At 61.3% G+C, this 21,530-nt stretch carries 12 protein-coding genes; 3 read left to right on the plus strand and 9 right to left on the minus strand.

Going from position 1 to position 21,530, the window contains the following annotated elements:
* Positions 1-4: 4 nt before the first annotated feature.
* Positions 5-1,366 carry a TolC family outer membrane protein gene (locus tag ACODR6_RS02385; RefSeq protein WP_130280653.1) on the minus strand — a complete coding sequence of 454 codons (1,362 nt, stop codon included), beginning with the start codon at positions 1,364-1,366 and terminating at the stop codon, positions 5-7.
* 435 nt (positions 1,367-1,801) lie between these two features.
* On the opposite strand from ACODR6_RS02385, the gene ACODR6_RS02390 reads away from it, so the two are divergent.
* Positions 1,802-2,440 carry a GGDEF domain-containing protein gene (locus tag ACODR6_RS02390; RefSeq protein WP_489020711.1) on the plus strand — a complete coding sequence of 213 codons (639 nt, stop codon included), beginning with the start codon at positions 1,802-1,804 and terminating at the stop codon, positions 2,438-2,440.
* 57 nt (positions 2,441-2,497) lie between these two features.
* Here the strand turns inward: ACODR6_RS02390 and ACODR6_RS02395 are convergent, their stop codons facing one another.
* The 4 genes from ACODR6_RS02395 to ACODR6_RS02410 all read right to left on the minus strand — a co-directional run bounded on the left by ACODR6_RS02395 (position 2,498) and on the right by ACODR6_RS02410 (position 17,176).
* Positions 2,498-14,797, minus strand: a complete 12,300-nt coding sequence (locus ACODR6_RS02395; RefSeq protein ID WP_489020487.1) for a T1SS-143 repeat domain-containing protein — start codon at positions 14,795-14,797, stop codon at positions 2,498-2,500.
* Between the two features lie 299 nt (positions 14,798-15,096).
* The gene (locus tag ACODR6_RS02400; protein ID WP_489020489.1) at positions 15,097-15,882 is read right to left on the minus strand and encodes a VOC family protein; all 786 of its coding nucleotides are present in this window, start codon (positions 15,880-15,882) and stop codon (positions 15,097-15,099) included.
* A 61-nt stretch (positions 15,883-15,943) separates the two neighbouring features.
* Positions 15,944-16,414, minus strand: coding sequence for a DUF1579 domain-containing protein (locus ACODR6_RS02405; RefSeq protein ID WP_489020491.1), 471 nt, complete (start codon positions 16,412-16,414; stop codon positions 15,944-15,946).
* A 33-nt stretch (positions 16,415-16,447) separates the two neighbouring features.
* Positions 16,448-17,176 (minus strand): DUF899 domain-containing protein, encoded by a 729-nt coding sequence (locus tag ACODR6_RS02410; RefSeq protein ID WP_130280647.1) that lies wholly within the window; start codon positions 17,174-17,176, stop codon positions 16,448-16,450.
* 92 nt (positions 17,177-17,268) lie between these two features.
* Here ACODR6_RS02410 and ACODR6_RS02415 point away from each other — a divergent pair, with 92 nt between their 5' ends.
* Entirely contained in the window at positions 17,269-17,715 is a 447-nt protein-coding gene (locus tag ACODR6_RS02415) for a MarR family winged helix-turn-helix transcriptional regulator (RefSeq protein ID WP_489020493.1), read from the plus strand.
* Here ACODR6_RS02415 and ACODR6_RS02420 read toward each other — a convergent pair whose 3' ends face one another.
* The 3 genes from ACODR6_RS02420 to ACODR6_RS02430 all read right to left on the minus strand — a co-directional run bounded on the left by ACODR6_RS02420 (position 17,716) and on the right by ACODR6_RS02430 (position 19,501).
* Entirely contained in the window at positions 17,716-18,468 is a 753-nt protein-coding gene (locus ACODR6_RS02420) for an RES family NAD+ phosphorylase (RefSeq protein ID WP_489020495.1), read from the minus strand.
* Complete coding sequence (locus tag ACODR6_RS02425) at positions 18,428-18,811, minus strand: MbcA/ParS/Xre antitoxin family protein (RefSeq protein ID WP_112714913.1); 384 nt, start codon at positions 18,809-18,811, stop codon at positions 18,428-18,430. The genes ACODR6_RS02420 and ACODR6_RS02425 overlap by 41 nt, the downstream gene beginning before the upstream one ends.
* 267 nt (positions 18,812-19,078) lie before the next feature.
* On the minus strand, positions 19,079-19,501 hold the full coding sequence (locus ACODR6_RS02430; RefSeq protein ID WP_130280639.1) for an organic hydroperoxide resistance protein: 423 nt from the start codon (positions 19,499-19,501) through the stop codon (positions 19,079-19,081).
* Positions 19,502-19,625: 124 nt separating this feature from the next.
* Here ACODR6_RS02430 and ACODR6_RS02435 point away from each other — a divergent pair, with 124 nt between their 5' ends.
* Positions 19,626-20,093, plus strand: coding sequence for a MarR family winged helix-turn-helix transcriptional regulator (locus tag ACODR6_RS02435; protein WP_203430352.1), 468 nt, complete (start codon positions 19,626-19,628; stop codon positions 20,091-20,093).
* 33 nt (positions 20,094-20,126) lie between these two features.
* On the opposite strand, the gene ACODR6_RS02440 is transcribed toward ACODR6_RS02435, so the two are convergent.
* Entirely contained in the window at positions 20,127-21,521 is a 1,395-nt protein-coding gene (locus ACODR6_RS02440; protein ID WP_489020498.1) for an MFS transporter, read from the minus strand.
* Positions 21,522-21,530: the final 9 nt, after the last annotated feature.

Here is a 21,530-nt window from a genome sequence, read left to right on the forward strand (position 1 = left end):
TCGACTACTGCTGTCGAATTGGCGCTAGGAGGTCCAGGGGCATGCCAGCCTTCTGCGTGGACTGCAGCTCGACATAACCCGGATCAGCGACGCCCGCGGGGACAACAAACTCTTCCCGCGCATAAGCCTTGGCCTGCTCGACCGGACGCAGCTTCATGGTCTGAAGCAGGTTACCGGAGGCAGCCAGGATCTTGTATTCGGCAAACAGCGAGGCAACGCGCGCCGTGTCTGCCAGAACTCTGGTGTTGAAATTGGTGTTCTGCGCGTCCAGCACGTCGAGCAGCGAACGCTGGCCGACACCGAACTGCTGACGGTAGGACGAAACGAGCTGGGCGTTGGTCTGCGCCTGCTTACCGAGGATACCGGCAAGGGTACCGCGGCTGGTGCGCTCGTTCCAGGCGGAACGGACCGACTGCTCGACTTCGCGCTGCACCTGAGCCAGCGCATAACGCTGCTCGCCGGCGCGGCGGATCTGTTCCTGCTCGCGGGCCGTATCGATACCGCCGCGATAGAGGTTCCAGCGGGCAACGACACGAACCTGATAGTCGTTGGTGTTGCCTTCGTCGCCATCGATGTCATCGCCGACGCGGGCGGTGCCTTCGAGATCGACCTTCGGCAGGTAGTTGGCGCGCGAACCGCGAACGCCGGCATCGGCGGCATCGACATCGGCATTGGCCGAGTAGATGCGCGGGCTGTTCTTGGCAGCGACGAAGACCGCGTCATTCAGCGTCTTCGGCAGGAACTTGCTGACCGACGGCGGGGTGGACGCATTGGTGATCGGCTCGCCGACGGCCTGGAGGAAGCGGATGCGGGTCGCTTCCAGCTCTTCCTTGGCTTCCTGGAGACGGGCCTGGGCAGCCTGCTGGCGCTCGACGCCCTGCAGACGGTCGGCATCGGTGAGCGTGCCGCCCTTGATGCTCTGCTCGATATTGCCGAGGATCTGGTTGTGGAAGCCGACGTTATCCTGCGCCGCCTTCACGATCTGGTTCTGGAGGATGTATTCCAGATAATCCTGCGTGACTTCGAGGGCGAGCGCCTCCGAGCGCTCGAGAACGCGGAACGAGGCGCCATCGACGCGGGCGGCCTGCTGCTCGACCTGCGAGCGGCGGCTGCCGCCGTCAAACAACGTCTGTGTAACGGTAAGACCAACTTCGCCCGGCTTCAGGTAATCATGGTCCGACGTCAGCGTACCTGTGCTGGAATTGGACAGCCTGCGGCGGCCGACACCAGCTTCAAGATCCACGGACGGCAAGTAAAGGCCGCGTGCCTGGCGCAGTTCAAATTCGACAGCTTCACGATCCTTGGCAGCCTGCAAGATCTGCGGGTTCGTCTTCATCGTCTTTTCGATCGCCTGCTGCAAGGTCATTGCATCGGCGTTAATCGAAAACGCGAAGCTGAAAGCAACGGTAGCGGACAGAGCCGCAAAAATTCTTTTGCCTTTAAACAAGACTGATGCCCCTCAACATCTCAGATTCACCGGGCGAAACCCATATACCGAAGCTGTTCTTCGGCAAACAAGTATCACCAACATTTCCACACTCCAACTGTAGAGCGGGACATTCCTTCGAAGACAGTTAATTCACAGAGATCACACACTAAAGGAACAATTTTACAGGATTTTTTAATCCCCAATTTTCCCGCAGCTGATTAGCTCTATCCGTACTGGAAACGGATATTGCGCGCCATGAATTTCCGAAAGAATTACTCCCTGCCCTCAGTAAAAGCCCTGCGGACGGCCGCATTCGGAGCATCAGGATGCCTCGTTGGGTCCGCTGGGGTTTTACTTATCTTAAACCTTCTTATGCCGGACCGACCATTTTTGGTAGGTTTAATCAGTACATGCTCAATTTCTCTGTTTGTTGCATTTCCGCTGCTTGCAGCAATCGGAAGCAAAAACGCTGAAATCCGGAAGCTACACGAACGGATTAATTACTCGGCCCGCCACGACGCGGCGACGGGCGCTCTCAACGGCACCGCCTTTGCCGCATCCGTCGAGCATTACATCGACCGGCGCAAGCGGATCGCCACCGACTCAGGCGGCATCATGATCGCCGCCGTCGTCGATCCGCTGGACGCGATCAGCCGCCGCTACGGGCCGCAATGGGCCGATACCGTGATGCAGTCGCTCGCCGCCATCATTCAGTCTTCGGTGCGCAGCGGCGATCTCGTGGCGCGCCTCGCCACCAACGAGCTCGGCATCTTCCTGCCGGGCGCCGCCCCCGAAAGCGCCGTCGACATCGCCAACCGCATCCGCGAGCGCGTCTCCGCCGCCGCCTTCGCCGCCGACGAGAACCCGCTATCGATCGACCTGAAGCTCGGCGGCGCCATCTTCGATGGTCCGGCGGAGTTCAACCGGATCAGGCAGATGGCGGGAGAGCTCGCCATGGACGCCGGCGGCGAGGATGAGCCGATCTCGATCGGGAGGTTGCCGGCGGCTTGAGAAAACAAGAAAGCCGCCCGGCGAAGACCGGGCGGCTTTGATTTCAGGCGTCGGCGATCAGCTGTTGTGATGCTGATTGAGGTCGTGATCCTGGCCGTGGAACAGGATCTTGACCGCCGTGTTAGCATCAACATTCTGCAGCGTGGCAACTGCGTGCGTATCCGAAGCGCTCGCGGTGATCGACAAGGTCGTGGTGTTACCGGTTGTCGACAGGCTCAGTTTCGACAGGGCATCGGCATCCGTCATACCCGGCTGTTTTGCAATAAGCGCATCAAGCAAGCTGGAGACGTCGAGTTTGTCGCTGCTGTCACCTGTTGCTTTGTAGTCGGTGATGATGTCGGCAGGGTCCAGCCCGCTCAGCGCGGAGGCATCGATAAAGAACGTATCGTGACCATTACCGCCAGTCAGAGTGTTCAGACCGGCGCCGCCGCAGAGCTTGTCGTCACCGTTACCGCCAGACAATGAGTCGTCGCCGGTGCCGCCATACAGATAGTCGTTTCCATCGCCTCCCGAGAGAAGGTCGTTACCGCCGAAACCGTAGATGATGTCGTCATGCTCGGTGCCGATTAGCGCGGCGCCAGCACGGAAGCCACCATTGTCGTTTCCATCCGTGCCTGTAATGACGTGGAACTCCTTATCGAAGGAAGCGCCATGCGAGTCAGTCACCGTGACGTTGATTTCGTAGTTCTTGCCCGTCTGAAGGGTTCCGGAAGTCGAAAGAATACCGTCGCTTGAAATCTTGAATGAGTTGTTATCCTCAGAGAACGTGAAGCTGTTACTGTCATCCGCATCGACAACCGAAATGTGCGCGATGGTCTCCTTGTTTTTCGGCAGGTCAGCGTGATCCTGGACATTTGACAGCAGCAAATCCGACGGCGCATCGTTAACCGCTCCCAGATTGAAGCTGACGGTTGCGGTGTCCGTTCCTCCATGACCGTCCGAGACGGTGTAGGTGAAGCTCGCCGCACCATTGTAGTCATGATCAGGCGTGAACGTGACCAGACCGTTGACCATCGCCACGGTTCCGTGAAGGGCACCCTGTACTGACGCGATTGTCAGTGCATTGCCATCGGGATCGGTGTCGTTGGCAAGAAGCGTTGCGGCAGAGACGACCACCGGCGTGTCTTCTCTGAGCACGATCTGGCCCGGCATACCGCCCCATTCGATCACATAGCCGGTCGGATCATTCTTGTCGTATCCACCATCAAAATCATCCCACTTGCCGGTTTCGATCGACATGTAGAGATAATCCTGATTGCCAGCATTGTCAGGCTCGGACGACATCCAGTTGGAATAGGCATGGACGTTTGAATTGCTCTTCCAGAATGTGCTGTCGCTTTCCGGTCCAGCAACCCACTTCCACGTACCCTCCGTTGCGGCATCTGAACCACCGAGCCAGATGAATTTTTTCTGGTTCACCAGCGACCTGACGAACTCGTTTTCATCACCAGAACTGATGGTCGCAAGATAGCCGCCTGCCGCTGTCGCGCCATCCTTGGCATCCGCCCACGACACGTTTGCATTGACGAATTTGTAGTAATGGCCGTTAGCGTCATTATACACCCAACCCTGTCCCGAGGGTCCGCCGATCAGGGTGTCATTCTTGGCGTCAGGATCCCGGTTCTCGACGACATCCTTCACGGTAACGTCGAGCGTCGCCGTTGCGATGTTGTTGACAGCGCCGTGATCGTTGACTTCAACCGTCAGGTGGACCTTCGGATCGTTGTCGGCATTTTCCGCCTCGAAGTCGAAGCTGACGCCGTCCTTCAGGCGAATTTCGTATTGCCCAGCCGATGTCGCCTTGACCTCGAAGCGATCGTCGACGGCACCGCCGTTCAGAACGCGGAAGGTGAAGCCCGCGGTGGTATCGACATCCGAAAGCGCGAAGCTGCCGACATGGGAACCAGCGACGTTCTCGTTGATCGCTTCGCCTGTTGCACCGGTGATCACCGGAGCATCGTTGACCGGGGTCACGTTGATCGTGAAATCACCGCCTGCCGTCAGCGCCGGACCGCCAAAGTTTCCGTGGTCGTCGAGCGTATAGTGAACGCTGACCGGGCCGTTGAAGTCCTGATCCGGCGTGAAGGCGATGCCGTTCTTGATTGCTTCGCTGTGATTGTCACCGCGCAACAGAGTGTTCAGAAGGTCATAGGCATCACGCGTGTCGTCAAGAGCCGATGTTGTGGTGATCGAGATCGTCTTGCCCTCATCGGACGTGACGAAGCTGAAGCCACCGCTCAGACCATCGCTCGAGGCGCTGAACGTGCCGCCCGAAGCGACGTGGAGCGTGAGCGTGACGGTCGAGATCTTGCCATCGGCCTGGTCAGGATCGGAAGCCACCCAATTGCTGGCGCCGGTTTCGGCGAAATAAAGCGGGGTGTCTTCGTTGATCGTGAAGCCCGCCGTCTGGCCGAGAGCGAGATGCGGCGCGTCATTTTCCGGGGTTACGGTCAGCGCGAAGTTCTTGCTGTCCGAGAAGTTTCCGTCGGAGACCGAGAGGCTGGCGTTGATCGTTCCGTTGAAGTCCTTGGCGAGCGTGAAATCGAGGCTCGGGACTTCCGACCCCTTGAACGTCAGCACACCATTCGCGCCGAGGCTCGAATTGGGAATGTTGAGCGTGAAGGTCAGATCGTCGAACTTGGTGTCGGCATCGGTGACATAGCCTGCCAGCGCGGCCTTGAGATCGACGGCCGAAAGCTGGACATGGCTGTCTTCAGCGAGCGTCGCGCCAGCCGGGAAGGCTGCCGAGATCTTCGGAGCGAGAATGTCCTGCAGCGTCCTTGTACCGTCGCTGAAGACAAAGTTTTCGAAGTGCGTGAACTCGTCCGTGACGATCTGGCCGCCGACGACATGCGTCAGCTTGACACCGGTCACTTCGCCGTTCTCGACGATCTTCTCGAAGGCATTGCCGGCCGCGTTGAAGGCATAGCCGAGCTTGGCCGTATCGATACCGTCGCCGCCGTCGGCCACCACGCGGTGAGCCGACGTGCGGGCCGAAACGTCGACCGTGTCTTCACCGGCCCCACCAGCGAAATGAATGGTGCTGGTGGAGAGGCCGGTGCCGCCCAGGTTTCCAGAGACCGTCAGCGTGTCGTTGCCGCCGTTTCCGACGATCTTGATCTCTTCGACGCCGGTGACATCCAGATGACCGCCGTCGACGGTGACTTCGAGATGCGTGTCGTTGTTGAGGTTCTCGACACGGAAATCGTTGCCGTTGGTATCGCCGATGAGCGCCAATGTGTCGGCAAGTGCATCATTGCCGCCGATGATATGGTCGTTACCGTCACCCGTCGAGTAGACGAAGGTGTCGCCACCATTGCCACCGATCAGATTGTCGTCGCCGGTGCCACCGATGATGATGTCGTTGCCGTCACCGCCGTTGATGGTTTCGCCACCCGGGGTTCCGTACAGGACTTCATTGCCGCTGCCGCCAATGACGCTGTTGGCGTTATAGTTCGGCATCTGATGATCGATACCATTGTAGTGGTTGTCGATGTCGAAGCCGTGCGACTGGCTGTCCGGATCGTGAGCGCTGTTGTCGATCACGTTCTCGGTAATGTTGGTGTTCGGGCCGCGGGCGCGCAGTGCGTAACCATTGCCCTCGGTATAGCCGGTAAACTGGTTGCCATGGATGTTCGAGTGATCGGCGTCGATCGTCACCAGCGTGTTGCCGATACCCGCACCACCGGCGGTTCCGGAAATGACGTTATTGGTGAAGCTGATGCCGTTGGCCTTCCAAACAAGCTGATCGTCGACACCCTTGGCGCCATCGCCGAGGACCACCAGACCACGGGGAATGTTGTTTCCAACCTCCCACTGGCTTCCAGTGGTGTCCGGTACCGAGCCAGTAAATGTCTGGCCGTTAAAGACGTTATGATCGATCTTCAGATCATTCAGCACGTAGCCGGTTTCCGAGAGAAGCGCCTCGTCACCGCGGGCGGTCACGATGTTGTCCTGGATGGTGATGTGCTGATGCGCGCCCTGCAGATAGATCGCAGCCTTTTCCGACGAGCCATTGCCGTCGAGCCCGAGGACCGTGAACCCGTGGCCAATGGAGCCGATGGTAATGTTGTCAGCGCCGTTCTTCAGTTCGATGGCGCCTTGTGCGGATCCCGACTGCACGCCATTGATGATCGTCACACCTGCACCGCCGGACGAGAGCAGCGTCAGATTGTCAATGTTGATGACCACGTTTCCGTCGTATGTCCCCGGTGCGACGAGAATGGTATCTCCCGAATGGGCTGCATCGACAGCCGCCTGGATGGTCGCGAAGCCGCCGTTGCCGACGAGCAGAATATGTCCACCTTCGGCACCATCGACGATTTCGACATTGCTGAGAGTATCCTTGCCTTCGGCACCAGCCGAGACTGTCCAGCCGCCGGCAGGGGTCGTCGCGATGTTGTCGATGGTCAGGGTCGCAGCGTAGGCCGCCGTATCGACACCGGCTCCACCGTCGATCACGTCGTCGCCAGCGCCCGCAGTGATCTTGTCATCGCCGCCTTGGCTCTGGATGAGATCCACGCCGCCCGTTCCGGTGATCGTGTCGCCGCCCTGGCTGCCGGTCATGTAGAAGAGCGAGGACGGAGTATCGTCGACGACACCGGTCGCCGCGCCCGCATCGAACGTGACGCCATTGCCGAGATTGGCGAGATTGAATTCCTGGTCGACGCCATGGAAATCGTTGCGGCCGAACGAGGCCGTGATGTCACCGGACCAGTTGGCACCGAGCGAGATACCGGTACCGACATCGGTAAAGGTATTGTCGTGGACGGAGACCGGAGAATTTGCGACGGAGTCGTCAAGATTGAGACCCGAACGCGTGTGCTCGATCGTATTGTCCGAGATGTCCAGATGAACACCGTTGCCGTCGGACCAGATGCCGCGGCCCCAGGCAGCAGCGCCGTACTTGTCGCCCTGCTGACCGGTGATCAGGTTGCCGGTGATATCGATCTCGCCGGTAGTGGCACCCACAGACACGAAGATCGCACGGTCGTCACGCGCTGCGTCGCCGTCTGAGGTCGAACGGTCGCCACCGTCGACATTGCTATAGAAGACGTTGTTGCTGATGACGTGGCTGCCGGACGTGGTGCCGCTGACGATCGACAGCGTCGCATCGGTGGTCGAGCCAGCCGGCGAAACGTTGTTGAACTTGAAGCCATCCACCGTTACCGGGGTGCTGGAGGAAATGGTCCACTGGCCGTTGATGACGGACTCGCTGCCGGCATGTTCCGTGGCGGGAACGCCATGCTCGGCGCCCATGATCGTCACGCCGTGATCGATCGAGACGTTTTCATTGAACGTGCCGGCGCCGACGAGAACCGTAGCCCCGCCACCATAGGCCGAAGACGCATTGACGGCCGACTGGATGCTGTCGAAGGTGCCGACGAGATGCGTTGTCGCGACCGACGGGTCACCATCATAGAGCAGAACCGGCTTCGTCAGGTCGAGGATGACGCCACCCTTGAAGGCGACGATTTCGATACCGTGCAGATCGTCGGTGTTGTTACCACCGGAGATATAGTCGACCGATCCAGGCTTTGCAGTCACCGTCAGCTCGCCGGTTTCAGCATTGTAGTGGACATCGTAGGTCGAGAAGGCGCTGTTGAAGTTCGCCCGGTCGGCTTCGCCAGCCATCGCGAACTGGTTGCTGTGGACCGAAAGATCGGTGCCGTTACCATAGATATGGTCACCGCCAGCATCGCCCCAGATCGTGTCGTTGCCCTCACCGCCGACGATCGTGTCGTCGCCCGTGCCGCCGCCGATGGTATCGTTGCCTTCGCCGCCGGACAGGTGGTCGTTGCCGCCGCCGCCGTTGATCGTGTCGTTACCCTTGCGGCCATCGACGATGTCGTTGCCCGCACCGGTTCGAATTTCGTCGTTGCCGTCGCCGGCATTGACCACGATCGAGACCGGATTGCCGATGCCGACGTTGGTTGCGAGGATATGGTCGTCGCCCGAGCCGCCTTCGATAGTGATCGGGGCCGCAATCGACGTGCCGGCGAGTGAACCAATGTTGACCGTGTCACCGCCGTTGCCGAGGTGGAGGCTGATGTTTTCGACTTCGTCCATGCGGACGCTGCCGGCGCCATTTCCATAGCTGACCTGAACGTCTGTCGCATTGCCGGCGCCGTAGTTCAGCTCCTGGCCGCCGACGATCGTGCCGATATCGATGGTCGTGGCAGCGCCGTTGTTGGTGAAATCCAGCTTGTCGTTGCCGGAATTGCCCATGACGCGGTCGGCGCCATCGCCGGTAGCGTAGAAGAACGTATCGTCGCCCGCACCACCGAGCAGACCGTCATTGCCGGCGCCGCCGGTGATCTGATCGTTGCCATTGCCACCGTCGATCGTATCGTTGCCTGCATCGCCGAAGAGCTTGTCATCGCCGTCGCCGCCACGGATGATGTCGTTGCCGGCACCGCCGTAAATCGTGTCCTTGCCGTCGCCACCTTCGATCGTGTCGTTGCCGCCGAGGCCGGAGATCAGGTCGTCGCCGGTGCCGCCGCGTAGCGTATCGTCGCCCGCGCCGCCGCCGATGATGTCGTTGCCAGCGCCGCCTTCGATCAGGATGCCGCCGTTGGCTGCTCCGCTCCGGTAATCCGCGCCGACGAGGATGACGTCATCCTTCGCGGTGCCGTCGATTTCCTCGACGCTGTTGATGTAGCTCGGTGCGCTATAGGCGTCATAGGCGAAGCCCTTCGTCAGGTCGCCGCTGTCGAGAACGATCTTGTCATAGCCGTCGCCGCCCTGCACGACATCCATCGTGCCTGCGTAGCCAGTGATGTCGATCGCCTGCTTCGTGCCGTTGCCGAGCTCGATGTTACGCTCGCCCGAGGCGACGAGGTCTGCACCAAGCTTGAACGTGTCGTTGCCGGTGCCGCCTTCCAGCAGATCGCTGCCCTTGCCGCCGTCGAGGATGTCGTCGCCTTCGTTGCCAACCAGATGGTTGGTTTCGTCGCCGCCGATGAGGATGTCATTACCCTTCGAGCCGTAGGCATCCGCGGTGTTTCCAAGCGCGTCATGGCCGACAACATTGCCACCCTGGCTCAGGCGGTCTTCAGCCATATGGGCGGCGACCGTCTGGCCGTCTGCCGTCTGGGAAACGCCGCTCAGGTTGACGAACACACCCTGTGCGAGATTATCGTAGTGGATGGAGCCGAGCGATCCGGCCGCATCGACATGGACAGTGAACTGGCCGTTGTTCGAAACGTCGCCATCGCTGTCGATGGCGTTGTAGCCGAAGGTCAGATCGATGAACTGGCTGCCGTTGCTCGGTGCCGGATGGTCAAGCGGCTGGCGGAGCTCGAAGCTGTAAGCCGCCGTGACATCCGAAACAGAAACCACGAAAATGATCGCTGCCGCGCTCAGAACCGTCGGTGCCGTCGCTCCGATATAGCCCACAAGGTGGCCATCGATCATCGCGGTACGGACTTCGCTGCCATTCGAATACAGGCCGGTCATCGCGCTGGAACCGGCGACGCCGACGTTCTGCGACAATGTGATGGAACGGCCACCATTCGGTCCGCTGTTGCTGGAGTCAGCACCCCAATCGACATTCAGCGAAACGCCCTCAAGCACCTTGGTGCCGTCTTCGAAGACGTTCTGCGTAGCAGGGTTCGAAACGGTGGGAATGTCGTCGCGGATCTCGACACGGATGATGCTGGTCGTCGTATCGTTGTCGCCGTCATGGAAGGCAACGCCTGCGTCGACGCGCACTTCGTCAATTGCAGCGCCATTGGCGAGAGCAATGTGGTCAACTGGCCCAAACAGCTTGGCGGTCACCGTCGTGCCGTTCGCGCTCAATTCGATTACCGTGTTACTCGGATCCCCGACATAACCGATGATCTTCGTACCGTTTTCGGTCAGCGCGAAGGTGATCTGCTGGCCCAGAGATGTCAGAGATGAAAGATGCGTCGGCTGGGCTGCCGTCAGCGTGAAGTCGACGTTACCCAGGTCGCCGGGACCAATATCCAGATGCATCTGTCCGGTGAAAGTCGTCGTGCCGGCGCCGTCAGCGCCATAGTGAACGATGAAGCTCTGCGATCGCGTATCCGGCGTCGCGCCGTCGATGGTGGCCTCCTTGACGATGATAACGCGGTCTTCCTGGGGTGCCACAGGCGTATCGTCATCGACATTGATGCCGATCGAGCCGGTGGCGGTGTCGCCGTCGCCGTCCTTCACCTGGTAATCGATGGTGAAGCTCTGGTTGTTCTCGTTGTTGCCCGCATCATGCTGGATCGCGTGGTTCTGCACGACCGTGTACTGGCCGGACGTCGTGTCCGTCAGCGTCACCGTCACAACTGCGATCGAAACGCCATGCTGGACCTGCGAGATCACAAGCGTCTTGCCGTCGGACGACACCGACTGCGAGAACGTGCCGTCCCCGCCCGGCGTTGCCGTCGTCGTCGCAAGGCCCGCACCCGTCAGCAGGACGGAACCGGCGCCATCGGCACCATAGGAATGGTTCAGCGTACCCGTCACGTTCCGCGCATCGTCATTATCACCCGTGCCGCCGGCATTGCCGCCCGAAAGCGCGTCGTCGTCGAGAAGAACCGTCGCATTGCTGCCGGTGATCGGGCTGTCGTCGATCACGCCGACGGTGAAGCCGGCCGTTGTCTGGTCGCCGTCGCCGTCACGAACCGTCGCTGTGAAGCTCAGCGAGATCACGTCTTCGTTGGCCGCACCGGAAGCCTTGACCGGATGGTCGAGCGTGCCGGCCAGGTCGAAGTTGTAGCCGCCGGCAAGCGTATCGGTCAGCGTGACCGTGAACACCGTCTTGTCACCGGCATGCGCCGTCAGAACCGTACCGTTCGCAGACAGCGTATAGGTCAAATGCTGGCCGCCCGAGGTCAGGTCGCCAGCCGTAATCGTCTGGCTGCCGCTCTTGATCGACAGGATCGCATCGACCTGCTGAGGCGTCAGGTCGCCAGCCGAACCGGCAAACGAGACCGACCGGTCGCCCAGAACCTGAACGCCGCTGAAGCCGCCGTTGACGGCGCTGTTGGCATTGTCCGAACCCCAGGAAATCAACAGCGAGCCGGACGCGCTCTTCGTCGTCACGTTGTTGCCGAGCAGCCCGTTGTCCAGATCGATGCCAAGCGGAGAGCGGTCTTCGTTACCGCCAGAAAGCTGCTCTTCCTCGACAAAACGCGAGATGATCTGACCGAATGCCAGCGGAACGTCGTCGGTCACCGAGACCGCAAAGTCGACATTCGTCGCATCGCCGTCCGAATCCGTCGCAACAGCCTGGAACGTGATCTTCAGTGCATCTTCGCCCGAAAGCTTCTGGTCGAGATTGCCCTGCAGTTCGAACTTGTAGCTGCCGTTGCCGTCATCATTGACCGTGACCGTGAAGATCGTGTCACCATGCGCCGTCGCAACAAGCTTCGTGCCGTTGTCCGAAAGCGTATAGGTCAGCGCCTGACCGTTCGAGGTCAGCGCAACAGCCTGGTTCAAGCCGTCGACCGCAGACACAGCATTGGTCGAGGCAAACACCAGGGAACGGCCGGCGCCGTCGTAGTTGTCGGCGCCCCAGAAGATGTTCAGGCTGCCCGTCGCAGAGGTGGATTCACGCGGCAGGTCGTTGCCGAACCGGAGATCATCCTCGTCGACAGAAGCGCTGTTGGATGCCGTCCAAAAGATCGTATCGTCATCGACATTGATGCCGATCGAGCCGGTGGCGGTGTCGCCGTCGCCGTCCTTCACCTGGTAATCGATGGTGAAGCTCTGGTTGTTCTCGTTGTTGCCCGCATCATGCTGGATCGCGTGGTTCTGCACGACCGTGTACTGGCCGGACGTCGTGTCCGTCAGCGTCACCGTCACAACTGCGATCGAAACGCCATGCTGGACCTGCGAGATCACAAGCGTCTTGCCGTCGGACGACACCGACTGCGAGAACGTGCCGTCCCCGCCCGGCGTTGCCGTCGTCGTCGCAAGGCCCGCACCCGTCAGCAGGACGGAACCGGCGCCATCGGCACCATAGGAATGGTTCAGCGTACCCGTCACGTTCCGCGCATCGTCATTATCACCCGTGCCGCCGGCATTGCCGCCCGAAAGCGCGTCGTCGTCGAGAAGAACCGTCGCATTGCTGCCGGTGATCGGGCTGTCGTCGATCACGCCGACGGTGAACTTGACGGTGGTAACATCGCCATCGGCGTCGCGAACGGTGGCGTTGAAGCTCAGCGAAAGGGTGTCTTCGCCGGAAATTCCCTCTCCCTTGACCGGATGATCGAGCTTGCCGTCGAGTTCGAAGCTGTAACCGCCTCTTCCGGTATCGGTCAGCGTCACGGTGAATACAGGGTCGCCGTTCTGGGCATGCGCCGTCAGCACGGTGCCGTTTTCGGAAAGCGTGTATGTCAGCGGCTCGCCGCCAGACGTAAGCTGGCTGGCGGCAATAACGTCAGCGCCGCTCTTCACTGAGAAGAGTGCGTCAACCTGCTGCGGAGACAGCTGATTGGCATCGCCACCGACAGGGGCAACGAGAAGCCGGAGCGGCATCGTGTCAATATCGTTGGCAGGGACATCGAACGAGACGGACCGGTCGCCCAGCACCTGCGTGCCGCTGAAGCCGCCGTTGACCGAGCTGTTGCCGTTGTCCGAGCCCCAGAAGATGTTCAGCGAACCCTGCGTGTTGCTCGTGGTGCGATCGACGAGATGGCCTTCAACATAGAAGTCGGCATCGTGGCCCGGGCGGCCGTCTTCGTTGCCGCCCTGAAGGGCTTCCTCTTCGACATAGTGCGTGGAGAACGGGCCGAGCGCGATCGGCTTGTCATCGGTGATCGAAACGTTGAAGTCGACGTTTGCGGAATCGCCATCCGAGTCGGTGGCGACTGCGTGGAAGCTCAGGCTGTAGGTGTCCTTGCCCTCGGCGTTCTGATCGATTGGGCCCTGCAATTCGAAATCGTAGGAGCCGTTGCCGTCGTCGTTCAAGGTAACGGTAAAGACCGGATGGCCACCGGCCGTGGCCACCAGCTTGGTGCCATTTTCCAAAAGCTCATAAATAACTGGCTGACCGTTCGACGTCAGCGCGACGGGTTCGCCTTTGCTGTCGACGGCCGAGAAAGAAGGATCGGCCCCCTCTTCCGAGCTGCCTGTCGCGAAAGCGAGAGTGCGGCCCGTTGCCTGGCCTTCATGCGTGTCATTAGCGCCTTGGCCATCGTAGTTGTCGGCGCCCCACGAAATGTGCAGCTCGCCGTGAACCGTCGTCGGCTCCTTGTGGAGATCGTTGCCACCCTTCAGATCGTTCTCATTGACCGAGCTGCTGTCCGACGTTCCCGGGACAACGTGATCGTCTGCGACGCCGATATCAAGCGTGCCGTTGGCGCGATCGCCGTCTTGGTCACGGACCTGGTAAGTGATCGTGAAGTCCTGCAGATCACTGCCGGCAGCATGCTGAACAGGGTTGTTCTGGGTGACGGTATAGTTGCCCGATGTAGTGTCCGACAGCGTCACCGTAACAACTGTCACCGGTTCGCCATGCTGGATCTGGGTGATGACCAGCGTGCGGCCGCCATCGGAAATCGTCTGGTAGAAAGACCCCTCGCCGGAAGGCGACGAAGCAAGGCCTGCGCCCGTCAAGAGCAGTGAGCCGACGCCGTCGAGACCATAGGCATGGCCGAGCGTGCCGGTGACGCTGCCACCTTCCTTTTCGCCACCATTGCCACCCGGCATGTTGGCATCGCTCAGGAGCACGGCATCATTCAGCAGCGCGGTCGGCTGGTGGTCCGGATCGTCGAGATTGCCGTCACCAGGCCCACCATCCAGCTGCTGCGTATCGGCCAGCAGCGCTGCCAGCTCGGTCGGGCCGTCGTCGTTGCCCTGGATCGTGTCCTGGAACTCCGCGCCGGAGCTCGGGGCTGCGGCGGATGCGCTGTCGCCGCCGTCGGGGCCGGCGGCTACGTTGATGTGGCTGTCGTTCAGCGCGGCGATGACGGTGTCGCGGGGCAGTTCGACGTCGCCGAGCAGGAAGGTCGGGACGTGGGCTGCGCCGTTGACGATGACGATCTCGGTGCCGTCAGGCTGGACCAGTACCAGATTGGCACCCTCGATGCGGATATCGTCGAGCGAAACGTTGGCGGCCAGATGCGCCACGTTGTTCTGATCCGGAACAATCTCGTTCGGGTTGGCGGCGGCCTGCGGAGCCGGCGGGGCGGCTTCGACGCGGTCGGCCTTCGGCGACTGTTCGCCACCCTGCGGCTGATCGCTGCCCTGGGGCGTGCTCTGCGCCTGGGCGAGCTCGACACGCTCGACCTCAGGAAGCTTGGCATCTTCGCGTCCTGCAGTTTCGTGAACGTCCGAGATCATCTCGTGGGAGGCGTGATCGCCATCAACGTTCGAATTGCGCAGATCTTCGATAGACATGACAGTACCCCAATGAACAATTGAGGTGCAATCAATTACGCGGGCCGTCGAATTGCAATACTTCCTTAACCACCAAGATATAGCCGATTATGCTTCCACCCAAAAATGTTCAGGGACAGTTAACCTTGGAAAGGCCTTTTGGGGTCAGAACGCTAAAATTTGAATAAAATTAAGGAAGTAGCAAGGGGTTCGAGGCCCCAAAACGGTTAACGGCGACCCCTGTTTTCAGAGGCCGCCGTTAACCTTGAGAGGTGTCGATTCGGGGTTTTCGGAGGTCGCCGGCAGCCCTTGTTACGAGGTCAACGCTTGGGCGCCACGAGGCAAAAATAGGCCCCCTGCGGATCGATGCCGTTAATCACCCAGCTGCCACCCGGAACCTCCATCGGACCAAAGACGATCTTGCCGCCTCCCGATGTAACGCGCTCGATCGCACTGTCGATTTCGGGCACGTTGAAGTAATAGGCCCAGTAAGTCGCCGGCATGTCGGCCGGCTTGGTCATCATGCCGCCGGTCTGCTTTCCGTGTTCGGCGAAGATGCGGTAGGTGCCCATCTCGCCCATGTCGAAGTCGTGATCCTTGGTCCAGCCGAAGACCTTCCCATAGAAATCGAAGGCCTGCTGCCAGTCGCCGGACATCAGTTCGTGCCAGCCGACATGGCCTGGCGTTGCCATGTCCGGCCGCCAGCCGTCGTCATTCTCCATCGGGAATGGCGTCATGATGCAGAGAACGGCGCCACTCGGATCGGCGACCACGGCGAAACGGCCGATCGTCGGGATATCCTCGGGCGGGCGGCGGACGCTGCCACCATTGGCGGCGAAATCCCGGGCCGACTGATCGACGTCATCGACCGCGACATAGCCCGTCCAGTTGGGCGGGATGCCCTGCCCTTTGAGCTCGGCTGGAAACTGCATCATGCCGGCGACGCCGCGGCCATTGGCCTCGAAGATGGTATAGACGCCCATCTCGCCCATCGGCATTTCCTTGGTCGCCCAGCCGACGACCGAGCCGTAGAATTTTGCAGCTGCCGCCGGATCGGGCGTCATCAGCTCGCACCATATGAACTTGCCATGCGTATCGGATGCCATGATCTTTCCCTTTCAGACTATCGGATGTCATTTCCATCGGGCGCCGTGGACGCGCCGGGGATTACGGCTTGCGTGCGTAGCGCGCTTGCATGAATTGCTTCCAGCTGCCGTCGGCCTGCTTGGCCGATGAGGTGAAGGTGCGGTTGTCGTCGTCTATGAAGGCGATCTGCTCGCGGTAATCCTGCTCGGCGCCGGAAAACTCGAAATCAGGACCGCGAGTATAGAGCGTGAGCACCTTGCCATCGGGCGACATCTCCCCTTCATAGATCCACATATGGTCCATCATCGAGCCGATCCAGGTGCCGATATATTTGCCCCTGGAGGCGGAGTAGCCGAGGGTCAACACCGTGGTTCCGGCGCCACAACCCGGCACGTCGCCGTTTCCTTCGGCGACGAACCAGATGCCGTGAAGCGAGCGGACCACCTCGGTCCATTGCTCGTTTTGGCTCATGTCCTTGGACGTGACGCTCCAGGTGCCGACGAGCTTTTCGAGAAACCGATGCTCCTCGCGCACCTTTGCAGGTTCCATCATCCTTCATCCTCCCTTGAATGATGCTGGCAGCTGTCAGTGACAGCAGGATGGACCGTTCCTGGCGCTCTCGTATTCGTCATGGCGCTTGACGAAATCCATGGTCGAGGTCTCGTTGCGTCCCTTCGGCGCGCAGTCGAGCACCATCAGCGTGCCGAGCGCTTCCTCGCCGCCGCGCGCATAATTGGAATAGGTGTGGAAGATCTCGCCCTTGTCGTTCTTGTAGAAGACGCTCATGCCGGGAAGCTCGTCATGCGCATCCTCGGACTTGATCTCGGTGAAATTGTAGAAAACCTTGCCCTTGGCCAGGTCCTCGGGCGTGAAGGAGACGTGGTAGTCGAAGTTGAAATCGCTGTTCAGCGACGAGACCCAGGGGAATTTCCAGCCCATGCGCTTCTTGTAGGCTTCGATCCGCTCCACCGGGGCGCGGGCAACGGCGACCCAGGTGACATCGTGATTGTTGAGATGCGGCAGCATACCGTCGACATGATCGGACAGGAACGAGCAGCCGGTGCAGCCTTCCTTCCATTCCGGCCCCATCATGAAATGATAGACCATCAGCTGGCTGCGGCCATCGAAGAGATCGGAGAGCGACTTCGGGCCCGACGGCGTATCGAAGCGATAGTCCTTGTCGACCTTCACCCAGGGGAGCGCCATGCGCTCGGCGCGCAGCTTGTCGCGCTGGCGGGTCTCTTCCTTTTCCTTGAGCAACAGGGCGCGGCGGGCTTCGAGCCATTCTTCGCGGGAAACGACAGCATTCTGCATGATCGCACGCCCTCCTCCGGCGTGGCCGGCAAGGACCGGCATTTCGTTCTGCTTCGCTTGACTAAATAGATTGATATCAATAGAAATAGATCATGTCAAATTCGGCCGAGATTCCCTATTCCACAACGCTTCTGGTGCGCGACACCTGCCTCTGCCTGCATGTGCAGCGGGCCGCGCGGGCGCTCGCCCGGCTGTTCGACGATGCATTGCGTCCTGTCGGCCTCACCAACGGGCAATTCTCGCTGATGATGTCGCTCAACCGGCCGGATCCGCCGCCGATGGGGCCGGTCGCCAATCTGCTGGCCATGGACCAGACGACGCTGACCGCCGCCCTGAAGCCGCTGCAACGCCGTGGATGGGTAAATGTAACGCCGAGCCCGAAAGACAAGCGCTCGCGGCTTCTTAGCCTGACGGCCGAGGGCAAATCGGTGCTGGCGGCAGCCGTCCCGATCTGGCAGAGCACGCATGCGATGCTGGAGGACAAGCTGCCGGGCGCCAATGGCGACGGCCTGCGCGCAATGCTGCTGTCGCTCTGCTGATCAGGGCGCGATGCGCGGATCGGCGCCGAAATCGGCGCGCGAGAAACCGATCCTGACCTTCGGAAATTCGCAGATCGCCTGGACGCCCGTAGCCGACAGCCGGATGCGCCAGGTCTGCCGCTCGGCAGGTTCGCGGGCGCTGAAGGCGCTGGCGGTCAGCAGTGCGATATTGCGGCCATTGCGGGGATCGCGCACGGATTCATAGAGGATCGCTTCGCCACCGGCCGCGCGGGCGGCTTCGGCCAGCGCCTGGCATGGCTCGTAATTCTGCAGGTCCGTCCATGCCGCGCGGTCGCGATCAAGCGGCGGGATAGTCAGGTCGAGTGCTGCCCTAGTCGAAACCGGTGCCGAAAAGGCGGTATATTCGGCGGCATTGGCGGGTAGCGGTGTATCAGGCGAATCCGCGAAGAACAGCAGGCGGTAGAAGGCCATTTCCGACAGCGCCGTCTCGACCTTTTCCGAAGCGTAGAAGACCCCGAGCGTGCGCCCTGCCCGGCGAAAGCGCGAGCCGTGCGGATAGACGGCGCCGTAGCGGAAGGGTGTCGCCAGCAGATAATCCAGCCCCTCGCATTCCGGGGGAAGCGCCGGCTTGCTCTCTTCCAGCAGGTTTTCGAGAAGCGACTGTTCCTCCAGCGTATCGACGAGCTTCAGCGTCGAGATCTGATGCTGCGCCTCCACCAGCCGCCAGAAGCGGCCGGAGATGGCACGCAGCTCAGACGACAGCGCGGCGGGCGTCCAGATAGGCAAGGACATCGGTGAGGCCTGATATGCTGACGATCTTGTCGAGGGGCGTGGCGCCGAGCGCCGTATTGGCATTGCGCAGCCACTGCCGCGCCACCGCCTCGTCGCCGCCGACGATCGCATCGAGCGAGCGGAACAGCCGCACCAGCAGGATGGCGAGCTCGAACGGCTTGCTGTTGCGCTCCAGCAGATGATCCTGCCGCTTCATGCGCGAAACGGTAGCTTCGGAAACGCCGAGCACGGCGGACAATGTGCGCGCGCTGATGCCAAGGCGATCGGCAGCGTTGACAGCGGCCTTGGTGATGACGGCGGCTTCGGCGGTCGCGCGGGTTTGATCGGGGCTTGGTGCGGGCATGCGCCTATCCTTTCCTTGGAAAGAATATAGCGATTTTATTTCGTATGAAAAGAGGTGTGCGTGTGGCCGGTGGGCTGCCTTGCTCCTCACCTCGCCGCAAGGGCAGACGTTCGCGCCCTGCATCCCTTCTCCCCTCAGGGAGAAGGTGCCGGCAGGCGGATGAGGGGGCGGCAGGCTCAGCCGAACCTCTTGAGATCCGGCGTGCGGCGCCCCCTCATCCGGCCCTATCGGGCCACCTTCTCCCCGAGGAGAGAAGGGGAAACCTAATCAGGCAACCGTGACCGGAACTTCGGTCGAGGTGCGCATCGCGTGGCTGTACGGGCAGACGATGTGGGCGGCAGCGGCAAGCTTTTCAGCCGTTTCGCGATCGAGGCCCGGGATGTGGACCGTCAGCGCCACTTCGATGCCGAAGCCGCCGCCATCTTCGCGCGGGCCGATGCCGACCTTGGCGGAGACGGTCGCGTCTTCCGGAATCTTGACCTTCTGCTGGCCAGCGACAAATTTCAGAGCACCGAGGAAGCAGGCGGAGTAGCCGGCGGCAAAGAGCTGTTCCGGGTTGGTGCCGGTGGCGCCGTCGCCGCCGAGTTCCTTCGGAACCGTCAGCGTGACGTCGAGAACGCCGTTATCGGTTACGGCGCGGCCGGCGCGGCCACCGGTGGCGGATGCTTGGGTGGTGTAGAGGATAGGCATGTCAGTCTCCTTTGCGTTGGGGTTGTGATTTATATAATGCGCAATTAAATTGTACGCAAGTGAATTTTGCAAATTGCATTCGGAATCTGAAAAGACGACAATTGCAGAGACAGGACACACGGATATGAAAGCGCAGACGGCAAGGACGATGGAAATACCGGCAGAGGAAAAGAAGCTGGAGCGCCAGCTCTGTTTCGCGGTCTATTCGACGGCGCACGCCTTCACCCGCGCCTACAAGCCGATCCTCGACAAGGTCGGCCTCACCTACCCGCAATATCTGGCCATGCTGGTGCTCTGGGAAAAATCGGAACTGCCGGTGAAGACGATCGGCGAAAAGCTCGATCTCGATTCCGGCACGCTTTCGCCGCTGCTGAAGCGGCTGGAACAGAACGGCCTGATCAAACGTACCCGCGATTCCCGTGACGAGCGCCAGGTACTGGTATCGCTGACGCCGAAGGGCGACGCGATGCGCGGCGAGGTCGATACGATCATGGGCTCGATCGGCGACGCGATCGGCTGCACGCTCGACGAGATGACGGAAATCCGCAAGCTGCTGGAGGGCTTGCGGTCGAATTTGAACGGCGCGGAGTAAAAAGACCCGCGCCGATGGCGCGGGCCGGTTTCGCTATTCGGCAGCCTGATAGGCGGCCGGGACTGCAGCGCGGGAGCCGCGCGGACCGAGGGCGGCGAAGAGGACGACCAGTACCGAGAGGATGGCGACGAAGCTGACGCCCGCGGTATAGGCGTCGTAGCCCATCGACGGGGCGGCGCTGAAGACGGCGGAGGCTGCTGCGAGCACAATGCCGCCGCCGATCTGGAATGCGGCGAAGAGCAGGCCGGAGGCGAGGCCCGACTTGTCTTCCTCGACATCCGAGAGTGCCGCAACCTGCACCGACGGATAGGTCATCGCATAGCCGACGCCGAGCGGGATCTGCGACAGCGCGACGAGCAGCACCGGATTGACGTGGCCGGCGGCCAGCACCCAGAAGATATAGCTCGAGGCCTGCAGGGCGACGCCTGCAGTCATCAGGGCCGTGGTGCCGCGGTTCTGCGCGAAACGCGGTGCCAGCACCATGACGCAGACGCCACCGAAGGCGAAGCAGAAGCCGGTCGCAAAGGCCGACCAGCCGAGTTCATCCTGATAATAGAGTGTGGCGATAAACTGGAAGCCGACATAGACGCCCTGGAACAGCGCTGCCAGCAGGTTGGCATGGCTGAGCTTCGCCTTGCGGAAGATGCCGAGCGGCACCATCGGATCCTTGTGCCTGGATTCGACGACGAGGAACAGGCCGATCAGCACCACGGCGGCGACGAGCGAGCCCCAGGTCGGGACTGCATTCCAGCCCTCGGCGGCGGCATTGGTGATGCCGAAGACGAAGAGCAGCAGGCCGGGGGTGATGGTCAGCGCGCCAGCCCAGTCGAAGGACGGGCGCTTGCCGCCGAGCGCAACGTCACGCGGCAGCACATAGGGAGCGGCGATCAGCGCAAGGATCGCCACCGGGGCGCCCATGACGAGCGTCGCCCGCCAGCTGATGATGGTGGCGGCACCGCCGAGCACCATGCCGAGCACGAAGCCGGTGGCACCCGTCGAGGCGAAGACGCCGAGCGCCTTGGCGCGGGCATTGCCTTCGCCAAAGACGGAGAGAAGCAGGGCGAGTGCGGCAGGCGCGGTAAAGGCGGCGGCGATGCCCTTGATCAGGCGGGCGGCGATCAGCGTCGGGCCGCTGTCCACGAAGCCGCCGGCAATGCTGGCGGCGGCGAAGACAGCGAGCGACCAGAGGAAGACGCGGCGATGGCCGAAGACATCGGCGACGCGGCCACCGAGCAGCAGGAAGCCGCCATAGCCCAGCACATAGGCGCTGACGGCCCATTGCAGCGAGGTGGCCGGCATCCCAAGTTCCGCCTGGATGGCGGGCAGCGCCACACCGATGGTGGAAACGTCCATGGCATCAAGGAAATTGGCGGCGCAGAGCAGCAGCAAAGCCAGCCCCGCGCCCCTTGGCGATTGGGAGAGTGTCATCGAAATCGT

It is taken from the genome of Rhizobium sp. FG96 (genome assembly GCF_057808655.1).

Bases quoted from the DNA above. Each gene is read 5' to 3' on its own strand.
- ACODR6_RS02390 (WP_489020711.1), top strand. From the start codon at position 1,802: ATGCCGGACCGACCATTTTTGGTAGGTTTAATCAGTACATGCTCAATT.
- ACODR6_RS02405 (WP_489020491.1), bottom strand. From the start codon at position 16,414: ATGATGGAACCTGCAAAGGTGCGCGAGGAGCATCGGTTTCTCGAAAAG.
- ACODR6_RS02420 (WP_489020495.1), bottom strand. From the start codon at position 18,468: ATGTCCTTGCCTATCTGGACGCCCGCCGCGCTGTCGTCTGAGCTGCGT.
- ACODR6_RS02440 (WP_489020498.1), bottom strand. From the start codon at position 21,521: ATGACACTCTCCCAATCGCCAAGGGGCGCGGGGCTGGCTTTGCTGCTG.
- ACODR6_RS02385 (WP_130280653.1), bottom strand. From the start codon at position 1,366: ATGACCTTGCAGCAGGCGATCGAAAAGACGATGAAGACGAACCCGCAG.
- ACODR6_RS02400 (WP_489020489.1), bottom strand. From the start codon at position 15,882: ATGGCATCCGATACGCATGGCAAGTTCATATGGTGCGAGCTGATGACG.
- ACODR6_RS02430 (WP_130280639.1), bottom strand. From the start codon at position 19,501: ATGCCTATCCTCTACACCACCCAAGCATCCGCCACCGGTGGCCGCGCC.
- ACODR6_RS02435 (WP_203430352.1), top strand. From the start codon at position 19,626: ATGAAAGCGCAGACGGCAAGGACGATGGAAATACCGGCAGAGGAAAAG.
- ACODR6_RS02425 (WP_112714913.1), bottom strand. From the start codon at position 18,811: ATGCCCGCACCAAGCCCCGATCAAACCCGCGCGACCGCCGAAGCCGCC.
- ACODR6_RS02395 (WP_489020487.1), bottom strand. From the start codon at position 14,797: ATGTCTATCGAAGATCTGCGCAATTCGAACGTTGATGGCGATCACGCC.
- ACODR6_RS02415 (WP_489020493.1), top strand. From the start codon at position 17,269: ATGTCAAATTCGGCCGAGATTCCCTATTCCACAACGCTTCTGGTGCGC.
- ACODR6_RS02410 (WP_130280647.1), bottom strand. From the start codon at position 17,176: ATGCAGAATGCTGTCGTTTCCCGCGAAGAATGGCTCGAAGCCCGCCGC.